This is a genomic window from Streptomyces sp. NBC_00425, from assembly GCF_036030735.1.
GTDB lineage: Bacteria > Actinomycetota > Actinomycetes > Streptomycetales > Streptomycetaceae > Streptomyces.
This window is the reverse complement of the sequence record NZ_CP107928.1, coordinates 3110189-3125299: the sequence shown is the minus strand read 5'-3', so window position 1 is coordinate 3125299 and position 15111 is coordinate 3110189. Positions and strand designations below refer to the sequence as shown.

Here is a 15111-nt window from a genome sequence, read left to right as displayed (position 1 = left end):
TACTTCGGTAAGGAAGCACAAGAGATGAGCAAGCTGCGCGTGGCGGTCCTCGGCGCCAACGGCCGGATCGGCTCCGAGGCGGTACGGGCGGTCGAGGCCGCCGAGGACATGGAGCTCGTGGCCGCCCTCGGCCGCGGCGACGACCTGGAGACGCTGGCGAAGACCGGCGCCCAGGTCGCGGTCGAACTGACCACCCCCGCCTCGGTCATGGACAACCTCGACTTCTGCGTACGGCACGGCATCCACGCCGTGGTCGGCACCACCGGCTGGACGGACGAACGCCTCGCGCGGCTGAACGACTGGCTGGCCGCGTCCCCCGCCACGGGCGTGCTCATCGCACCCAACTTCTCCATCGGGGCCGTCCTGACCATGAAGTTCGCGCAGATCGCCGCGCCGTACTTCGAGTCCGTCGAGGTCGTGGAACTGCACCACCCCAACAAGGTGGACGCCCCCTCCGGCACCGCCACCCGCACCGCCCAGCTCATCGCGCAGGCCCGCCGCGAGGCCGGCTCGGCCCCGGCCCCGGACGCCACGGCGACGGCGCTCGACGGGGCGCGGGGAGCCAGCGTCGACGGCGTCCCGGTCCACGCGATCAGGTTGCGGGGCCTCCTGGCCCATCAGGAGGTCCTGCTGGGCGGCGAGGGCGAGACCCTGACCGTCCGCCACGACTCGCTCCACCACAGCAGCTTCATGCCGGGCATCCTGCTGGGAGCCCGCCGGGTGGTGTCGACGCCCGGCCTCACCTTCGGCCTGGAACACTTCCTGGACCTGAACTGAGCCTCTGACGTCATGCGCGCGAAGATCTCCTACGCCCTCACGGCCGCCGTCCTGGTCTTCTACTTCGTCCTGGTCGGCAGCCGCGGCGTCATGCTCATCCAGTCCGGCACACTGCTGACCGTCACCTTCGGCGTGGCGGTGCTGATCCTCCCGGTCATCGGCGTCTGGTTCCTGTGGAAGAACACCCAGTTCGTCCGCCGGGCCAACGCCCTCGCCGCGGAACTCGACGCCGAGGGCGGTCTGCCCGTCGACGAGCTGAAGCGGACCCCGAGCGGCCGGGTCGACCGCGACTCGGCCGACGAGGTGTTCGCCGTGCGCAAGGCCGAGACGGAGGCTGCCCCCGAGGACTGGCGCAGCTGGTTCCGTCTCGCCGTCGCCTACCACGACGCCCGGGACACCCCCCGAGCCCGCAAGGCCATGCAGCGGGCGATCAGTCTGCACGACGGCAAGCCCGTCGAGGCCGCCTGACCTTCACCCATCCCCGCCCGTCCTGCCCGTACGCGGAAGGGGCCGGCCCGCGCTCTCGGCGGACCGGCCCCTTCGTGCGTTCGGCGATCAGCCGTGCCGGTTCTCCGCGGCCCACGCCTCGACCGCGTCAGCCGCCCGGTCGAAGGCCTCGCCGCGTGCCAGGAAGTCCGCCCCGTGCGTGGTCAGCAGGGGCGTGCTCTCGGCGGGCCGGTCCCGTCGCGAGACCGTCAGGGCCTGCCCCTGGACGGTCCGCGGCAGCCCCAGCCAGCGCACCGGCTGCTGCACGGTGTGCACCGCTCCGACCCGCTCCCACGGCAGCGTGCGCGTGACGAGGAAGCCGACATGGCGCAGCCCGCGCGCGCTCACCCACACGCCCATGCGCAGCAGCCGCAGGGCGGCGGCGATCACCAGCAGCGAGCCGCCGAAGACCACGGCGGCCTCGGACACGGAGCCGGTCAGGGCGATGACGACGGCCGCGAACAGCACGAACGAGGCGAGCAGCAGCGCCAGCGCCGCGATCCCGACCCGCCAGGGGCCGGGGCGGTAGGGGCGCCGCCAGCGCTCATGGTCCTCGAAGGGCAGGGCGACGTCGTCCGCCGCGTCGAACGGTCGGTCGGCCGTCAGAAAGGGCAGGGGCACGACTGGTCCTCACTCGTCCATGCGTGGGCTGTGCCCGGTGAGGCTATCCGCCTGTGTCCCTGCTCACCACCATCGGGGGTTCGTGGCGGCGGTGCCGGCCCCGCGTCAGCGGCTCTGGGACGCCTGTGACTGCTGGGCCGGCGAGGAGTGGTCGACGCTCAGCGCCGGCGTCCCGATGACCAGCGCGCCCACGAGCCCGGCCACGATGGTGAGCCCCAGCAGCCAGCGCCCGGCTATCCGGCTCACGGAGGACCGCTCGGGGGGCGGGGGAGTGACATTGCTTCGGAACCTGTCGGCCTCGGCGAGGAAGGCGAAGGGAACGGGCTCGCGCCGACGGAGCATGGTGGGTACTTCCTCCTGGAACGTGGGGGACATCGTCTACCGATACAGACGAGCGAGTGCCCGAAAACGTGCCCCATATAGGCAGACGTCCTGGAGGAATCCGCGGCATGCCCGTGCCCGTCCGGCCCAACGGCCCCCGTAGAGTTGGCGCCGCTCCGAAGACGCGATGGAAGGACCTCCGCACCGTGACCGACAGCCCCGCCGACGACCTCAAACCCGGCTTCCGCAGCGACGTCACCGTCGAGCTGGTCAAGCACACCGCGTCCGACGCCGACGTGCTCTTCGCCGCCCGTGTCTCGACCGTCGGCGAGCAGTCCCTCGACGAGCTGGGCAAGGACCCCGAACGCTCGAAGGGCCTGATCAACTATCTGATGCGGGACCGGCACGGCAGCCCCTTCGAGCACAACTCGATGACCTTCTTCATCAGTGCCCCGATCTTCGTCTTCCGCGAGTTCATGCGGCACCGCGTGGGCTGGTCCTACAACGAGGAGAGCGGCCGCTACCGGGAGCTCCAGCCGGTCTTCTACGTCCCCGGCGAGTCCCGCAAGCTGGTACAGCAGGGCCGCCCCGGCAAGTACGTCTTCGTCGAGGGCACCCAGGCCCAGCAGGAGCTCGTGGGCCGCACCATGGAGGACTCCTACCTCCGGGCGTACGAGGCCTACCAGGAGATGCTCGCCGCCGGCGTCGCCCGCGAGGTCGCCCGCGCGGTCCTCCCGGTCGGCCTGTTCTCCTCGATGTACGCCACCTGCAACGCCCGCTCGCTGATGCACTTCCTGGGCCTGCGCACCCAGCACGAGCTGGCGAAGGTCCCCTCCTTCCCGCAGCGGGAGATCGAGATGGTGGGCGAGAAGATGGAGGCCGAGTGGGCCGCGCTCATGCCCCTCACCTACGCGGCCTTCAACGCGAACGGGCGTGTCGCCCCCTGACGAGGACGGGCTACGGAGACGTATGTACGGATCATCCGCCCGAAGTGTCCGTATTGCGGCATTTGGAGAAGTTCATCTAGCCTGATCAAACGGACCCGGCACTGCTTGAACCCCCGAGCAGGCAGTGCCGGGTTCCATCTTTGTCATGACTTTTCGCGCCCCCCGAGGGCAGACCCCGCCGTGAGCAACGAGTAGCGTGTCACCCATGGCTCCGACCTCCACTCCGCAGACCCCCTTCGGGAGGGTCCTCACCGCCATGGTCACGCCCTTCACGGCGGACGGCGCGATCGACCTCGACGGCGCACAGCGGCTCGCCACCCACCTGGTGGACGCAGGCAACGACGGCCTGATCGTCAACGGCACCACCGGCGAGTCGCCCACCACCAGCGACGCGGAGAAATCGGATCTGGTACGAGCCGTCGTGGAGGCCGTCGGAGACCGCGCCCACGTGGTCGCCGGAGTCGGCACCAACGACACCCACCACAGCGTCGAACTGGCGAGGACGGCGGAGACGACGGGCGCACACGGCCTCCTGGTCGTCACCCCGTACTACAACAAGCCCCCGCAGGAGGGCCTGTACCGCCATTTCACGGCCGTCGCCGACGCCACCGGACTGCCGGTCATGCTCTACGACATCCCCGGCCGCAGCGGAGTCCCGATCAGCACCGAGACGCTGGTCCGCCTCGCCGCGCACCCGCGGATCGTCGCCAACAAGGACGCCAAGGGCGACCTCGGCCGGGCGAGCTGGGCCATCGCGCGCTCCGGCCTCGCCTGGTACTCCGGCGACGACATGCTGAACCTGCCGCTGCTCTCCGTGGGCGCGGTCGGCTTCGTCTCGGTGGTCGGCCACCTGGTCACCCCGGAGCTGCGCGCCCTGGTCGAGGCGTTCACCGCCGGCGAAGTCCAGAAGGCCACGGAGATCCACCAGAAGCTGCTCCCCGTCTATACGGGCATGTTCCGCACCCAGGGCGTCATGACGACGAAGGCGGCGCTCGCCCTGCAGGGCCTGCCCGCCGGACCGCTGCGCCCGCCCATGGTCGAGTGCTCGCCCGAAGAGATCGAACAGCTCAAGATCGATCTTGCCGCGGGCGGGGTACAGCTCTGACAACAGACTTCACAACTGAATAGGCAGGCCACCGGTGCCTGCAATCCACAACGACAACTGCTTCTGCACGAACGTCATGCGCGCCACGTGCCCACCGGTACGTGGCGCGCGTGTTTGAGGAGAGTCTTTTGAGTCATCCGCATCCGCAACTCGCTCCGCCCCCGCAGCTCGTCGCAGGCGGCCTCCGGGTCACCCCGCTCGGCGGGCTCGGTGAAATCGGCCGGAACATGACGGTCTTCGAGTACGGCGGCCGCCTGCTGATCGTCGACTGCGGGGTGCTGTTCCCCGAGGAGGAGCAGCCCGGCATCGACCTGATCCTGCCGGACTTCTCGTCCATCCGGGACCGCCTCGACGACATCGAGGGCATCGTCCTCACCCATGGTCACGAGGACCACATCGGCGCCGTCCCCTATCTCCTCCGCGAGAAGCCGGACATCCCGCTCATCGGCTCCAAGCTGACCCTCGCGCTGATCGAGGCCAAGCTCCAGGAGCACCGCATCCGCCCGTACACCCTCGAGGTGGCGGAGGGACACCGTGAGCGCATCGGCCCGTTCGACTGCGAGTTCATCGCCGTCAACCACTCGATCCCGGACGCGCTCGCCGTCGCGATCCGTACGCCCGCCGGCATGGTGGTCCACACGGGCGACTTCAAGATGGACCAGCTCCCGCTGGACGGCCGGCTCACCGACCTGCACGCGTTCGCACGCCTGAGCGAGGAGGGCATCGACCTCCTTCTCTCCGACTCGACGAACGCCGAGGTCCCGGGTTTCGTGCCGCCCGAGCGGGACATCTCCAACGTCCTGCGCACGGTCTTCGCCGGAGCCCGCAAGCGGATCATCGTGGCCAGCTTCGCCAGCCACGTCCACCGCATCCAGCAGATCCTCGACGCGGCGCACGAGTACGGCCGCCGCGTCGCCTTCGTGGGCCGCTCGATGGTCCGCAACATGGGCATCGCGCGCGACCTGGGCTACCTGAAGGTCCCGCCGGGCCTCGTCGTGGACGTCAAGACCCTCGACGACCTTCCGGACCACGAGGTCGTGCTGGTGTGCACGGGGTCCCAGGGCGAACCGATGGCCGCCCTGTCCCGCATGGCCAACCGCGACCACCAGATCCGCATCGTCCCCGGCGACACGGTGATCCTGGCGTCGTCGCTCATCCCGGGCAACGAGAACGCGGTCTACCGGGTGATCAACGGTCTGACCCGCTGGGGCGCGAACGTCATCCACAAAGGCAACGCCAAGGTGCACGTCTCGGGCCACGCGTCCGCCGGCGAGCTCCTGTACTTCTACAACATCTGCCGCCCGAAGAACCTGATGCCGGTCCACGGCGAATGGCGGCACCTGCGCGCCAACGCCGAGCTGGGCGCACTGACCGGCGTCCCGCACGACCGCATCGTGATCGCGGAGGACGGCGTGGTCGTCGACCTGGTCGAGGGCAAGGCGAAGATCGCGGGCAAGGTCCAGGCGGGCTACGTGTACGTCGACGGCCTCTCGGTCGGCGACGTCGGCGAGCCGGCCCTCAAGGACCGGAAGATCCTGGGAGACGAAGGCATCATCTCGGTCTTCGTCGTCGTGGACTCGTCCACCGGCAAGATCACGGGCGGTCCCCACATCCAGGCCCGCGGCTCGGGCATCGAGGACTCGGCCTTCTCGGCCGTCACCCCGAAGATCGCCGAGGTCCTGGAACGCTCCGCGCAGGACGGCGTCGTGGAGCCCCACCAGCTGCAGCAGCTCATCCGCCGCACCTTGGGCAAGTGGGTCTCCGACACCTATCGCCGCAGGCCGATGATCCTCCCGGTCGTGGTCGAGGTCTGAGCGACGTACGTCCCCTCGTACGCGTGAACCCGGAGCGGGGCTCCCCGATTTGCATCGGGGAGCCCCGCTCCAGTACGTTTACGGCTCCGCCTGAACGGGAACCCCCACGCCTCGTGCGTAGGGAACCAGTCCCCGGGAGGGCCGGGAAAACCGACTCAGAACTTCTGATAAAGTCGGAACCGCCGGAAAGGGAAACCGCGAGATAAGCGGGAAACCTGGAAAGCACCGAGGAAATCGGATCGGGAAACGGTCTGATAGAGTCGGAAACGCAAGACCGAAGGGAAACTGCCCGGAGGAAAGCCCGAGAGGGTGAGTACGAAGGAAGCGTCCGTTCCTTGAGAACTCAACAGCGTGCCAAAAATCAACGCCAGATATGTTGATACCCCGTCCCCGGCAGTGATAGCCGAGGATGAGGTTCCTTTGAAACAAACACAGCGAGGACGTTGTGAACGCCGGGCTTATTCCGCTCGACGTTCCGCTCTCGTGTGTGCGATCCCGATCACGGGAAAACATTCACGGAGAGTTTGATCCTGGCTCAGGACGAACGCTGGCGGCGTGCTTAACACATGCAAGTCGAACGATGAACCACTTCGGTGGGGATTAGTGGCGAACGGGTGAGTAACACGTGGGCAATCTGCCCTTCACTCTGGGACAAGCCCTGGAAACGGGGTCTAATACCGGATATCACTTCCACTCGCATGGGTGGGGGTTGAAAGCTCCGGCGGTGAAGGATGAGCCCGCGGCCTATCAGCTTGTTGGTGAGGTAATGGCTCACCAAGGCGACGACGGGTAGCCGGCCTGAGAGGGCGACCGGCCACACTGGGACTGAGACACGGCCCAGACTCCTACGGGAGGCAGCAGTGGGGAATATTGCACAATGGGCGAAAGCCTGATGCAGCGACGCCGCGTGAGGGATGACGGCCTTCGGGTTGTAAACCTCTTTCAGCAGGGAAGAAGCGAAAGTGACGGTACCTGCAGAAGAAGCGCCGGCTAACTACGTGCCAGCAGCCGCGGTAATACGTAGGGCGCAAGCGTTGTCCGGAATTATTGGGCGTAAAGAGCTCGTAGGCGGTCTGTCACGTCGGATGTGAAAGCCCGGGGCTTAACCCCGGGTCTGCATTCGATACGGGCAGACTAGAGTGTGGTAGGGGAGATCGGAATTCCTGGTGTAGCGGTGAAATGCGCAGATATCAGGAGGAACACCGGTGGCGAAGGCGGATCTCTGGGCCATTACTGACGCTGAGGAGCGAAAGCGTGGGGAGCGAACAGGATTAGATACCCTGGTAGTCCACGCCGTAAACGGTGGGAACTAGGTGTTGGCGACATTCCACGTCGTCGGTGCCGCAGCTAACGCATTAAGTTCCCCGCCTGGGGAGTACGGCCGCAAGGCTAAAACTCAAAGGAATTGACGGGGGCCCGCACAAGCAGCGGAGCATGTGGCTTAATTCGACGCAACGCGAAGAACCTTACCAAGGCTTGACATACACCGGAAACGGCCAGAGATGGTCGCCCCCTTGTGGTCGGTGTACAGGTGGTGCATGGCTGTCGTCAGCTCGTGTCGTGAGATGTTGGGTTAAGTCCCGCAACGAGCGCAACCCTTGTTCTGTGTTGCCAGCATGCCCTTCGGGGTGATGGGGACTCACAGGAGACTGCCGGGGTCAACTCGGAGGAAGGTGGGGACGACGTCAAGTCATCATGCCCCTTATGTCTTGGGCTGCACACGTGCTACAATGGCCGGTACAAAGAGCTGCGAAACCGTGAGGTGGAGCGAATCTCAAAAAGCCGGTCTCAGTTCGGATTGGGGTCTGCAACTCGACCCCATGAAGTCGGAGTTGCTAGTAATCGCAGATCAGCATTGCTGCGGTGAATACGTTCCCGGGCCTTGTACACACCGCCCGTCACGTCACGAAAGTCGGTAACACCCGAAGCCGGTGGCCCAACCCCTTGTGGGAGGGAGCTGTCGAAGGTGGGACTGGCGATTGGGACGAAGTCGTAACAAGGTAGCCGTACCGGAAGGTGCGGCTGGATCACCTCCTTTCTAAGGAGCACTTCTAGGCAGCCGCAAGGTTGTCCAGGGGCCAGTTCATCGGCGAACGTCCGATGCTGGTTGCTCATGGGTGGAACGTTGATTATTCGGTCCGGTTTCCGGGTCGGAGGCTTGCGAGTACTGCTCTTCGGAGCGTGGAAAGCATGATCTCCGGGCGGGATCGGGTCGGGCACGCTGTTGGGTGTCTGAGGGTATGGCCGTGAGGTCGTCCTTCTGATGCCGGCCCCAGTGAACTCCAGCTCAGGTTGGGGGTGATGGGTGGCTGGTCGTTGTTTGAGAACTGCACAGTGGACGCGAGCATCTGTGGCCAAGTTTTTAAGGGCGCACGGTGGATGCCTTGGCACCAGGAACCGATGAAGGACGTGGGAGGCCACGATAGTCCCCGGGGAGCCGTCAACCAGGCTTTGATCCGGGGGTTTCCGAATGGGGAAACCCGGCAGTCGTCATGGGCTGTCACCCATACCTGAACACATAGGGTATGTGGAGGGAACGCGGGGAAGTGAAACATCTCAGTACCCGCAGGAAGAGAAAACAACCGTGATTCCGGGAGTAGTGGCGAGCGAAACCGGATGAGGCCAAACCGTATACGTGTGAGACCCGGCAGGGGTTGCGTGTACGGGGTTGTGGGATCTCTCTTTCACAGTCTGCCGGCTGTGAGGCGAGTCAGAAACCGTTGATGTAGGCGAAGGACATGCGAAAGGTCCGGCGTAGAGGGTAAGACCCCCGTAGTCGAAACATCAACGGCTCGTTTGAGAGACACCCAAGTAGCACGGGGCCCGAGAAATCCCGTGTGAATCTGGCGGGACCACCCGCTAAGCCTAAATATTCCCTGGTGACCGATAGCGGATAGTACCGTGAGGGAATGGTGAAAAGTACCGCGGGAGCGGAGTGAAATAGTACCTGAAACCGTGTGCCTACAAGCCGTGGGAGCGTCGGACGTCAAGCTTGCTTGGCGTCTCGTGACTGCGTGCCTTTTGAAGAATGAGCCTGCGAGTTTGCGGTGTGTTGCGAGGTTAACCCGAGTGGGGTAGCCGTAGCGAAAGCGAGTCCGAACAGGGCGTTTCAGTAGCACGCTCAAGACCCGAAGCGGAGTGATCTAGCCATGGGCAGGTTGAAGCGGAGGTAAGACTTCGTGGAGGACCGAACCCACCAGGGTTGAAAACCTGGGGGATGACCTGTGGTTAGGGGTGAAAGGCCAATCAAACTCCGTGATAGCTGGTTCTCCCCGAAATGCATTTAGGTGCAGCGTCGTGTGTTTCTTGCCGGAGGTAGAGCACTGGATAGGCGATGGGCCCTACCGGGTTACTGACCTTAGCCAAACTCCGAATGCCGGTAAGTGAGAGCGCGGCAGTGAGACTGTGGGGGATAAGCTCCATGGTCGAGAGGGAAACAGCCCAGAGCATCGACTAAGGCCCCTAAGCGTACGCTAAGTGGGAAAGGATGTGGAGTCGCAGAGACAACCAGGAGGTTGGCTTAGAAGCAGCCACCCTTGAAAGAGTGCGTAATAGCTCACTGGTCTAGTGATTCCGCGCCGACAATGTAGCGGGGCTCAAGCGTACCGCCGAAGTCGTGTCATTGCGATATATACCCCCAACGGGGATCGTGATGGGTAGGGGAGCGTCGTGTGCCGGGTGAAGCAGCACCGGAAGGTAGTTGTGGACGGTTCACGAGTGAGAATGCAGGCATGAGTAGCGATTCACACGTGAGAAACGTGTGCGCCGATTGACTAAGGGTTCCTGGGTCAAGCTGATCTGCCCAGGGTAAGTCGGGACCTAAGGCGAGGCCGACAGGCGTAGTCGATGGATAACCGGTTGATATTCCGGTACCCGCTGTGAAGCGTCAAACATCGAACCAGGCGATGCTAAGTCCGTGAAGCCGTTCCGGACCCTTCGGGGAATGGAAAGTGGTGGAGCCGACGGACCAGACTTGTAGTAGGTGAGTGATGGGGTGACGCAGGAAGGTAGTCCATCCCGGGCGGTGGTTGTCCCGGGGTAAGGGTGTAGGACGGTGTGTAGGCAAATCCGCACACCACATAGTCTGAGACCTGATGCCGAGCCGATTGTGGCGAAGTGGATGATCCTATGCTGTCGAGAAAAGCCTCTAGCGAGTTTCATGGCGGCCCGTACCCTAAACCGACTCAGGTGGTCAGGTAGAGAATACCGAGGCGTTCGGGTGAACTATGGTTAAGGAACTCGGCAAAATGCCCCCGTAACTTCGGGAGAAGGGGGGCCATCACTGGTGATTGGATTTACTCCATGAGCTGGGGGTGGCCGCAGAGACCAGCGAGAAGCGACTGTTTACTAAAAACACAGGTCCGTGCGAAGCCGTAAGGCGATGTATACGGACTGACGCCTGCCCGGTGCTGGAACGTTAAGGGGACCGGTTAGTCACATTTCGGTGTGGCGAAGCTGAGAACTTAAGCGCCAGTAAACGGCGGTGGTAACTATAACCATCCTAAGGTAGCGAAATTCCTTGTCGGGTAAGTTCCGACCTGCACGAATGGCGTAACGACTTCTCGACTGTCTCAACCATAGGCCCGGTGAAATTGCACTACGAGTAAAGATGCTCGTTTCGCGCAGCAGGACGGAAAGACCCCGGGACCTTTACTACAGTTTGATATTGGTGTTCGGTTCGGCTTGTGTAGGATAGCTGGGAGACTGTGAAGCTTGGACGCCAGTTCAGGTGGAGTCGTCGTTGAAATACCAGTCTGGTCGTGCTGGATGTCTAACCTGGGTCCGTGATCCGGATCAGGGACAGTGTCTGATGGGTAGTTTAACTGGGGCGGTTGCCTCCTAAAGAGTAACGGAGGCGCCCAAAGGTTCCCTCAGCCTGGTTGGCAATCAGGTGTTGAGTGTAAGTGCACAAGGGAGCTTGACTGTGAGACCGACGGGTCGAGCAGGGACGAAAGTCGGGACTAGTGATCCGGCGGTGGCTTGTGGAAGCGCCGTCGCTCAACGGATAAAAGGTACCCCGGGGATAACAGGCTGATCTTCCCCAAGAGTCCATATCGACGGGATGGTTTGGCACCTCGATGTCGGCTCGTCGCATCCTGGGGCTGGAGTCGGTCCCAAGGGTTGGGCTGTTCGCCCATTAAAGCGGTACGCGAGCTGGGTTTAGAACGTCGTGAGACAGTTCGGTCCCTATCCGCTGCGCGCGCAGGAATATTGAGAAGGGCTGTCCCTAGTACGAGAGGACCGGGACGGACGAACCTCTGGTGTGCCAGTTGTTCTGCCAAGGGCATGGCTGGTTGGCTACGTTCGGGAGGGATAACCGCTGAAAGCATCTAAGCGGGAAGCCTGCTTCGAGATGAGTATTCCCACCCACTTGATGGGGTAAGGCTCCCAGTAGACGACTGGGTTGATAGGCCGGATGTGGAAGCCCAGTAATGGGTGAAGCTGACTGGTACTAATAGGCCGAGGGCTTGTCCTCAGTTGCTCGCGTCCACTGTGTTGGTTCTGAAACCACGAACAGCCCCATGCCATGGTCACGGTGTGGTGCGGCTGAAACAGTTTCATAGTGTTTCGGTGGTCATAGCGTGAGGGAAACGCCCGGTTACATTCCGAACCCGGAAGCTAAGCCTCACAGCGCCGATGGTACTGCAGGGGGGACCCTGTGGGAGAGTAGGACACCGCCGAACAATCATTGCGAAAACCCCCGTGCCATTCGGCACGGGGGTTTTCTGCGTTCACAGCATGACAAACCGGTCGGCGGCCGGCGTTTCGGTGCCTGGCGGTGTCCGACCAAGGCGGAAGACGCAGCCGAACGGGCCCGCCCGGTGACGCTCGGCGGATCGCTTCAGAGTCGGCCTGTGCGCGAGTTTGAGAACACCGGGTCGTTCGGGGTATGCTCTATTTCGTTGCCGCGAGGGAAACCTCGACAAGTGACCAGCCCCCTTAGCTCAGTCGGCAGAGCGTCTCCATGGTAAGGAGAAGGTCAACGGTTCGATTCCGTTAGGGGGCTCCACAAAGAGAAAGCCTCCACCCTTTCGGGTGGAGGCTTTCTCTTTGCCGTCTTGTCTATGCCACGCGCATGGCCAGGATCGCCATGTCGTCCGACGGGGCGTCGGAAGCGAAGCGTTCCACCGCGCGCATGATGCGGGCGGCGACCGCGCCGGCGGTGAGACCCGTGCAGGTGGTGAGGACGTCGGCGAGGCCGTCGTCCCCCAGCATGCGGGTGCCCTCGCGGCGCTCGGTGACTCCGTCGGTGACGCAGAGCAGGACGTCGCCCGGGTCGAGGGTGACGGTCTGCTCGTAGAGCTCCAGGTCCTCCATGACGCCCAGCAGCGGCTGGGGTTCGGCGGCCGGCTCTACCGTGCCGTCCTGACGCAGCCGGAGGGGAAGCGGGTGGCCCGCGCAGACGACCTTCAGCTCCGCGCTGCCGTCCTCGTGCGGGCGCATCTCGCCGTAGAGGAGGGTCAGGAAGCGGCTGCGGGCGCCCTCGTCGAGGATGGCGGAGTTGAGACGCTCGAGGACCGCCGGTCCGCTGAGGCCTTCCCTGGCCAGCAGGCGAAGGGCATGCCGGGCGAGGCCGGTGACCGCCGCCGCGTTAGGGCCCGTGCCGCAGACGTCGCCGATGGCGAAGCCGTAGACGCCCTCACTGATGGGGAAGACGTCGTAGAAGTCGCCTCCCACCTCGTTGCCCTCTCCGGCGGCCCGGTAGATGACCTCGACCTCGACGCCGTCGATCTTGGGGGTCTCCGGAGGGAGCAGGCTGCGCTGGAGGGCCTGGCTGATGGCCGTGCGCTCCGAGTACAGGCGGGCGTTGTCGAGGGCGAGGGCCGCTCGGCGGCTCAGGTCCTCGGCCAGTTCCAGGATCTCCTGGCGGAAGTGCTCGTCCGTGGGCTTGCCGAGGGTCAGCATGCCGATGACGCGGTTGCGGGCTACCAGGGGGAGGACGACGGTCTCGCCGCCGACGGCGGACGCCGTGGCCAGGGTGGGGCCGATGCCCGAGGCCACCTGATGGGTCGGGCCGCCGGTGAGACCGAGGCTGCGCATGGAACTGCGCAGTGCCGCGTCGTGCGCGGCCGCGGCGGGGGCCGCCCACACCCGGGCGCCGGGCGTGGGGACCGGGTCGGGCGGGGTGATCTTCGAGAGCAGCGACTTGATGCCGTCGATCAGTTCCTCGTCCTCGTGCAGGACGTAGGAGAGGTACGGGTCGGAGGCCTGGTCGGCGATCGTGTAGACCGCGCACCAGGTCGCCAGCGTCGGCACGGTCATCTGGGCCATCAGGGCGAGGGTCTGGTCGCGGTCCAGAGTGCCGGCGAGGAGGTCGGAGGCTTCGACGAGGAAGCTGAGGGAGCCCCGGCGCAGGCGCTCCAGCTCGCCGAGACGAGCCGACTCGACGGCCAGCGCGATGCGGTCGGCCGCGAACTGGAGGCGTAGGGCCTCCTCGTTGGAGTAGCGGCCCTGAGCCTCGGCGGCCACGCCGAGAGAGCCGGTCAGGCGGCCCTCGACCTTCAGCGGGACCGTGACGACCGAACGCATGCCCGTGCCGTTCAGCAGGGGGACCGCGCCGGGGACGGCCAGGAGGTCCTCGTGGACGGCCGGCATCCGGGCCGAGCCGTAGCGGCCCGGGCCGGCCTCGACGGGCACGCGCGCGAAGCGCTGGCGTGCGGAGGGCAGACCCGTGGAGGCGCGGACCTCCAGCTCGGTCTCGTCGTCGGTGGCCAGGAGGAGGAACGCGGAGTCGCCGTCGAGCATGTCACGGGCGCGTTCGACCGTGCGCTGGAGGAGACCGTCGAGGTCGTCGGGGGCCGGCGAGCCGATGAACACCTCGAACGGGTCGGTGCTCTGGCCGTCGGCTGAGGTGGTGCTGTCCGCGGACGGGACGCGCGAAGGGGTCTGCAGGACGGCGCGTTCGTGGTCGCGGACGAGGAGGCAGACCGTGGAGGGCTCGCCGTCGGTGTCGCGAACGCGCAGGTGGGAGGCGTAGACCGGGGTGACCCGGCCGTCCGCACCTCGGATGCCGTAACTGCCCTCCCAGCGGGAGAGCTGGAGTGCTTCGGCGAGGCCGGTGCTGGTTCCCGGGGTGTGCGGCCAGGCGGCGAGGTCGGTGAGGGGCTTGCCGGTGACCTGGTCCGCGGGGTAGCCGAAGAGTTCCTCGGCGTCCTCGTTCCAGGCGGAGACGGCTCCCACGCGGTCGATCTGGACGACGGCGACACGTACCCGGCTGTCGGCGAGCGGCAGGAGATCGGCGGGGAGCGACGGGCCGGCGGCGCGGGTGCCCACCGGGCGGTCGGGGAGGTCGAGTTGGAACCAGACCTGTTTGTGGGTGGGGGTGTACTCGACGCCCCAGCGGGCGGCGATGGCCGCGCACAGCTGGAGGCCGCGGCCGCCCTCGCGGTCGGGGCTGCCCATGGTCGCGGGGGAGCCCTGGAGGGGGATCTCGCGCTCCGGATACCGGTCGGCCACCTCGATGCGGACACCGCCGTCGCTGCGCAGACACAGCACGTCGGCGTGGGTGCCGGCGTGGACGACCGCGTTGGTCACCAGTTCGCTGGTGAGGACCACCGCGTCGTCAATGATGTCGGCGAAGCCCCACCCCTGGAGGGTGTCGCGGACGAAGGCGCGGGCGGTCGCCACGGATCGCCCCACGGGCTCGAAGCTGGCAGCCGCGCGCGCGGTGATCACAGAACTCCTCGGCCGGTCGTCGACGTGCAGGGCTTCCCGGCCGGACAGGTCGCCTCGCTGGTGGGGCGGACGCGTGCCTGAGGACCCGGGGTCCGGGGTCTGTCCCCCCGGGATCAGTCCGGTGGTCATGTGTGCGGCCGCCCCTCCGATGCCCGCTCGTGCTCGTGCCACCGCCCAGGCCGGTGGGACCGGCGTGGCTGGGAGGCCGCATGCAAGGTTACTTACCTTCCCGGTCCGCGCGGATGCCGGTCGGCTGTGTTTCCGCCCTGGGGTGTGCGGACGATGTGCGAAGCTGCCGAACTGTTATGGCCTGGTTCGGCAAGGGTGAAACACTGGGCAGGCTTCTTGTGAAGGTCCGGGCAGA

At 65.5% G+C, this 15111-nt stretch carries 8 protein-coding genes, 1 tRNA gene and 3 rRNA genes; 9 read left to right on the top strand and 3 right to left on the bottom strand.

Going from position 1 to position 15111, the window contains the following annotated elements:
- Positions 1-24: 24 nt before the first annotated feature.
- Both dapB and OHS82_RS13040 read left to right on the top strand, forming a co-directional pair.
- Complete coding sequence (dapB, locus tag OHS82_RS13045; RefSeq protein ID WP_057579458.1) at positions 25-777, top strand: 4-hydroxy-tetrahydrodipicolinate reductase; 753 nt, start codon at positions 25-27, stop codon at positions 775-777.
- Positions 778-789: 12 nt separating this feature from the next.
- Positions 790-1245: a hypothetical protein gene (locus OHS82_RS13040; protein WP_057579457.1), complete on the top strand. Its 456-nt coding sequence runs from the start codon at positions 790-792 to the stop codon at positions 1243-1245.
- 87 nt (positions 1246-1332) lie between these two features.
- Here OHS82_RS13040 and OHS82_RS13035 read toward each other — a convergent pair whose 3' ends face one another.
- Complete coding sequence (locus OHS82_RS13035; protein ID WP_057579456.1) at positions 1333-1884, bottom strand: hypothetical protein; 552 nt, start codon at positions 1882-1884, stop codon at positions 1333-1335.
- Positions 1885-1989: 105 nt separating this feature from the next.
- Positions 1990-2226, bottom strand: coding sequence for a hypothetical protein (locus OHS82_RS13030; protein WP_057579455.1), 237 nt, complete (start codon positions 2224-2226; stop codon positions 1990-1992).
- A gap of 185 nt (positions 2227-2411) precedes the next feature.
- Here OHS82_RS13030 and thyX point away from each other — a divergent pair, with 185 nt between their 5' ends.
- The 7 genes from thyX to OHS82_RS12995 all read left to right on the top strand — a co-directional run bounded on the left by thyX (position 2412) and on the right by OHS82_RS12995 (position 12081).
- Positions 2412-3152, top strand: a complete 741-nt coding sequence (thyX, locus tag OHS82_RS13025; protein ID WP_057579454.1) for an FAD-dependent thymidylate synthase — start codon at positions 2412-2414, stop codon at positions 3150-3152.
- A gap of 205 nt (positions 3153-3357) precedes the next feature.
- Complete coding sequence (gene dapA, locus OHS82_RS13020) at positions 3358-4257, top strand: 4-hydroxy-tetrahydrodipicolinate synthase (RefSeq protein WP_057579453.1); 900 nt, start codon at positions 3358-3360, stop codon at positions 4255-4257.
- A 128-nt stretch (positions 4258-4385) separates the two neighbouring features.
- The gene (locus OHS82_RS13015; protein ID WP_107105235.1) at positions 4386-6071 is read left to right on the top strand and encodes a ribonuclease J; all 1686 of its coding nucleotides are present in this window, start codon (positions 4386-4388) and stop codon (positions 6069-6071) included.
- A 512-nt stretch (positions 6072-6583) separates the two neighbouring features.
- Positions 6584-8109 (top strand): 16S ribosomal RNA (locus OHS82_RS13010).
- Positions 8110-8423: 314 nt separating this feature from the next.
- Positions 8424-11547, top strand: a 23S ribosomal RNA gene (locus OHS82_RS13005).
- Between the two features lie 91 nt (positions 11548-11638).
- Positions 11639-11755 (top strand): 5S ribosomal RNA (rrf, locus tag OHS82_RS13000).
- The 16S, 23S and 5S rRNA genes sit together here with 1 tRNA gene alongside, the layout of an rRNA operon.
- 250 nt (positions 11756-12005) lie before the next feature.
- Positions 12006-12081 (top strand) — tRNA-Thr (locus tag OHS82_RS12995).
- A 53-nt stretch (positions 12082-12134) separates the two neighbouring features.
- Here OHS82_RS12995 and OHS82_RS12990 read toward each other — a convergent pair.
- A complete protein-coding gene (locus tag OHS82_RS12990; protein ID WP_057575281.1) occupies positions 12135-14876 on the bottom strand; it encodes a SpoIIE family protein phosphatase in 2742 nt (913 codons plus the stop codon).
- Between the last annotated feature and the right edge of the window lie 235 nt (positions 14877-15111).

Coding starts and splice junctions, on each gene's coding strand:
- dapB (WP_057579458.1), top strand. CDS start 25: ATGAGCAAGCTGCGCGTGGCGGTCCTCGGCGCCAACGGCCGGATCGGC.
- OHS82_RS13040 (WP_057579457.1), top strand. CDS start 790: ATGCGCGCGAAGATCTCCTACGCCCTCACGGCCGCCGTCCTGGTCTTC.
- OHS82_RS13030 (WP_057579455.1), bottom strand. CDS start 2,226: ATGCTCCGTCGGCGCGAGCCCGTTCCCTTCGCCTTCCTCGCCGAGGCC.
- dapA (WP_057579453.1), top strand. CDS start 3,358: ATGGCTCCGACCTCCACTCCGCAGACCCCCTTCGGGAGGGTCCTCACC.
- OHS82_RS12990 (WP_057575281.1), bottom strand. CDS start 14,876: ATGACCACCGGACTGATCCCGGGGGGACAGACCCCGGACCCCGGGTCC.